The sequence below is a fragment of the Kineococcus indalonis genome (assembly GCF_009906395.1).
Taxonomy (GTDB): domain Bacteria; phylum Actinomycetota; class Actinomycetes; order Actinomycetales; family Kineococcaceae; genus Kineococcus; species Kineococcus indalonis.
Genome location: NZ_JAAALM010000362.1, coordinates 1 through 4,248, shown reverse-complemented (window position 1 = coordinate 4,248; position 4,248 = coordinate 1). Strand labels below are relative to the sequence as shown.

Here is a 4,248-nt window from a genome sequence, read left to right as displayed (position 1 = left end):
AGTACGCCCTGACCCGCGGCCACCTGCACGCCCTCGCCGACCGCGCCGAGCTCTACCACTGCCTCAGCGGCAACGGCGTGCTGCTCCTGGAGACCCTCGACGGCCAGTGCCGCGCCGTCCCCCTCAGCGCCGGCCGGGCGGTGCACGTGCCCGGGCACTGGGTCCACCGCAGCGTCAACGTCGGCCGCGAGCCGCTCGTCACGCTGTTCACCTACCCGGCGGACGCCGGCCAGGACTACGACCTGATCGCCCGGGCCGGCGGCACCTCCCGGCTCGTCGTCGACGACGGCGCCGGCGGGTGGACCACGCGCCCCAACCCCCGGCACCGCGGGTACCGCGCGCGGGGTGACGCGTGAGCAGCCCCGCCGCCCCCTCCGGCGCCCCGCTGCCGGCGCCGGCCGGCGCGCCGACGCTGCACTTCATCGGCGTGAGCACCGCGCGCTCGTCGATCCGCACCGTCTTCCCGCAGTGGGCCGCGCAGCTGGGCCTGCACGACGCCCGCCTGGAGGGCATCGACCTGCCGCTGCACGCCCCGCGCGGGCACTACCGCGAGGTGGTGGACTTCATCGCGGCCGACCCGCTCAGCCTCGGTGCGCTGGTGACCACCCACAAGATCGACCTCTTCCGCGCCTGCCGCGACCAGTTCGACGTCGTCGACCCGCTGGCGGAGCTGACGGGCGAGGTCAGCTGCCTGTCCAAGCGCGGCGGCCGGCTGGTGTGCCACGCCAAGGACCCCGTCTCCTCGGGCCTGGCGCTGCAGGCGCTGCTGCCGCCGCGGCACTTCGAGCGCACCGGCGCCGAAGCCTTCCTCGTCGGGGCCGGCGGCTCGGCCGTCGCCATCAGCTGGTACCTGACGCGCCCGCACCACGGCGCGGACCGCCCCGCGCGCATCGTCGTCTCCGACCGCGACCCGCAACGGCTGCGGAGCCTGCGCGCCCTGCACGCGCACCTGGGCAGCGACGTGCCGATCGAGACCGTGCACGCCACCGGGGTCACGGACAACGACGCCGTCCTGGCCGGCCTGCGCCCCGGCGCCCTGGTCGTCAACGCCACCGGTCTGGGCAAGGACGCACCCGGCTCCCCGCTCAGCGACGCCGCCCGCTTCCCCCGCGACGCGATCGCGTGGGACCTGAACTACCGCGGCGAGCTGGTGTTCCTGCAGCAGGCGCGAGCGGCCGGCCACGTGCGGGCCGTCGACGGGTGGGTGTACTTCCTGCACGGCTGGACCCGCGTCGTCGCCGAGGTCTTCGACGTCGAGATCCCCACCGACGGGCCGCGGTTCGAGGCGCTGGAGCGCACCGCGGCCCGGGCGCGCCGGTGAGCGCCGCGCAGCGCGTGCTGATCACACCCCGCTCGCTGACCTCGGCCGGCGTGCACGAGGTGCCCGAGCTGGAGCCGCTGCGCCGGGCGGGGCTGGAACTGGTCCCCGGGCCGGCGGGCAGGGTTCCCGACGAGCAGGAGCTGACCGCCGCCCTGCCCGGGTGCGCCGGCTGGCTGGCCGGCATCGAAGCGATCACCGCGCCGGTGCTGGCCGCCGCCGACGGCCTGCGGGTCATCAGCCGCAACGGCGCCGGCACCGACAACATCGACCTGGCCGCCGCCCGGCGCGCGGGCGTCGCCGTCGAGCGCGCCGCGGGGGCCAACGCCCAGGGGGTGGCCGAGCTGGCGCTCGCGCTGACGCTGGCGGCGCTGCGCCACGTGCCGTGGTCCTCCAGCGCCGTGCACGAGGGCGGCTGGCGGCGCTGGCGGGGCCGCGAGCTGGGCGAGTGCACCGTCGGCCTGATCGGCCTCGGTGCCGTGGGCCGGCGCGCGGCGGTCGCCTTCACGGCGCTGGGCGCCACCGTCGTCGCCCACGACCCCTTCGCCGGCACCGACGTCCCCGCCGGGGTGCGCCCGGTCGCCCTGGAGGAGCTGCTGCGCAGCTGCGACGTGCTGAGCCTGCACCGCCCGCCCCCGCCCGACGGAACGCCCGTCCTGGACGCGGCGGCGCTGGCCGCGGTGCCCGCCGGTGCCGTGCTGGTCAACACCGCGCGCGCCGCCCTGGTGGACGACGAGGCGGTGCTCGCCGCCCTGACCTCCGGCGCGCTGTCGGCCTACGCGGTGGACGCCTACGACAGCGAACCGCCCGCGCCCAGCGCGCTGCTGCGCCACCCGCGCGTCATCGCCACCCCCCACGTCGGCGGGTACACCGGCGCCAGCGTCAGCCGGGCCACGCGCCACGCCGTGGAGAACCTCCTGACCCACCTGGTGCCCCGGTGACGAGCGCGGGAACACCCTCGGTGCTGGAGGTTCTCAGCGGCGGTGCACCGCCGCTGCGCCCGTCCGAGCGCAAGGTCGCCGCCGCCGTGCTCCACGAACCCGACCGCGTGCTGGGGCTGAGCATGGCGGGCCTGGCCGAGGCGGCGGGGGTCAGCGAACCCACGGTGATGCGCTTCGCCACCGCGCTGGGTTACTCCGGTTTCCAGGCCTTCAAGATCGACCTGGCCCGGGCCCTGGCGATCGGCCTGCCGGTCACCCACTCCGCCATCGCCCCCGACGACACCGTCGAGGCGGTGGCGGGCAAGATCTTCGACCACACCCTCAGCAGCCTGGACCGGGCGCGGCGCTCGCTGGACACCGCCGAACTGGCCCGTGCCGTCGAGGTGCTCCTCGCCGCCCGGGACGTGCTGTTCCTCGGCCTGGGAGCCTCGGGGATCATCGCCCAGGACGGGCTGCAGCAGGCCGTGCTGCTGGGGGTGCCGTGCGCGGCGCCCAGCGACCTGCACCAGCAGCACATGGCCGCCTCGATGGCCGGGCCGGGCACGGTGGTGGTGGCCATCTCCAACACCGGGCGCACCACCTCCGTGCTGGAGGTGACCGCCCTGGCCCGGGCGAACGGGGCCACGGTCGTCGCCGTGGTCGGCGGCCCCAGCCCGCTGCTCGACCTCGGCGACGTCGGCCTGGTCGTGCGCACCTTCGAGGACACCGACACCTTCACCCCCACGGTCAGCAGGCTCGCCGGGCTGGTGCTCGTCGACGTCCTGGCCACCTGCGTGGCGGTGCGCCGGGGTTCCGCGCACCTGCAGCGGGTGCACGAGATGAAGAGGGCCCTCTCCCGGTTCCGCGGCAGCGGCGACCCCCACCACTGAGCCCCGGACGCCCGCGGCCCCGCGGGACGGACCCCCGCAGAACCCCGTCACCGCAGAACCCCGCCGCGGTCCCGCCCCGGATCCGCGGCGGACGCCCGCTTGCACGCGGTGATCGCCGGGTTTTCACTGAGGGTGCTCGAACTCCCGACGCCGCGCCGTGCACGAGAACCGGAGCCCCCCCATGGCCAGATCCGACCACGCCGTCTCCCTGAACCTGCCCGCCGCGCTCGCCGTCGGATCCAGCCCGCTGGAACTGCCCGTGCGCCGCAACGGGCGCCGCTACGGCGTGCTCACCGTCAGCGCCCGCGGCGTGCAGTGGAACCCCTCCACCTCCCGCCCGCCGGTCAGCGTCGACTGGGAGGACCTGCCCGGTGCCCTGTCCTCGGCGGCGTCCTCGGCGGCGTCCTCGGCGTCGGCGTCGGCGGACGCCGGCGGCACCGGGAGCGCGCGCCCCGCCCGCCGCGCGGGTCACCAGACCGGCGGTGATGCGCTCGACGTACTTGGCGAGCACGTCGACCTCGAGGTTGACCAGCTCGCCGACGCCGCGCCGCCCCAGGGTGGTCAGCTGCAGGGTCGTGGGGATCAAGGAGACCTCGAACCAGGGCTCCGGGTCGTCCACCGCGCTGACGGCGGAGACCGTCAGGGAGGTGCCGTCGACGGTGACCGAGCCCTTCTCCACCACGTACCTGGCCAGCGAGGGGTCGATGCCCACCCGCACCACCTCCCACGCCTCGCCCGGCGTGCGGGCCAGCACGGTGCCGGTGCCGTCGACGTGGCCCTGCACCACGTGCCCGCCGAAGCGCGCGGAGGCGGACATGGCCCGCTCCAGGTTCACGCGCCGGCCGGGGGCCACGTCGCGCAGCGAGCTGCGGGTGAGCGTCTCCGCCATGACGTCGACGGTGAACACCGCCGGCTCGGGCTGGTCCACCACGGTCAGGCACACCCCGTCCACGGCGATGGAGGCGCCGTGCACGGCGTCGGCGGTCACCAGCGGGCCGCGCACGCTCAACCGGGCGGAGTCCGCACCGCGCTCGACGGCGACGACCTCGCCGACCTCCTCAACGATCCCGGTGAACACGGGCGGCCTCCTCGACGTGGTGGGGGTGGGACGGTCCGGTGC

At 76.2% G+C, this 4,248-nt stretch carries 5 protein-coding genes and 1 pseudogene; 4 read left to right on the top strand and 2 right to left on the bottom strand.

Annotated elements, in window-relative coordinates:
* From GTR00_RS15700 to GTR00_RS15685, 4 genes are all read left to right on the top strand, one after another.
* A partial coding sequence (locus GTR00_RS15700) for a glucose-6-phosphate isomerase family protein (RefSeq protein WP_166612530.1) occupies positions 1 to 356 on the top strand: 356 nt, incomplete at its 5' end.
* Positions 353 to 1,321 carry a shikimate dehydrogenase family protein gene (locus GTR00_RS15695; RefSeq protein WP_205705929.1) on the top strand — a complete coding sequence of 323 codons (969 nt, stop codon included), beginning with the start codon at positions 353 to 355 and terminating at the stop codon, positions 1,319 to 1,321. The genes GTR00_RS15700 and GTR00_RS15695, both read left to right, overlap by 4 nt.
* Before the next feature lie 14 nt (positions 1,322 to 1,335).
* Positions 1,336 to 2,259 (top strand): NAD(P)-dependent oxidoreductase, encoded by a 924-nt coding sequence (locus GTR00_RS15690; protein ID WP_205705928.1) that lies wholly within the window; start codon positions 1,336 to 1,338, stop codon positions 2,257 to 2,259.
* Positions 2,256 to 3,128, top strand: coding sequence for an SIS domain-containing protein (locus tag GTR00_RS15685; RefSeq protein ID WP_166612528.1), 873 nt, complete (start codon positions 2,256 to 2,258; stop codon positions 3,126 to 3,128). The genes GTR00_RS15690 and GTR00_RS15685 overlap by 4 nt, the downstream gene beginning before the upstream one ends.
* A gap of 279 nt (positions 3,129 to 3,407) precedes the next feature.
* On the opposite strand, the gene GTR00_RS25925 is transcribed toward GTR00_RS15685, so the two are convergent.
* Positions 3,408 to 3,566: a hypothetical protein gene (locus GTR00_RS25925; RefSeq protein WP_166612527.1), complete on the bottom strand. Its 159-nt coding sequence runs from the start codon at positions 3,564 to 3,566 to the stop codon at positions 3,408 to 3,410.
* A 40-nt stretch (positions 3,567 to 3,606) separates the two neighbouring features.
* Positions 3,607 to 4,206: pseudogene (locus GTR00_RS25920) on the bottom strand (riboflavin synthase); the annotation flags it as partial.
* Positions 4,207 to 4,248: the final 42 nt, after the last annotated feature.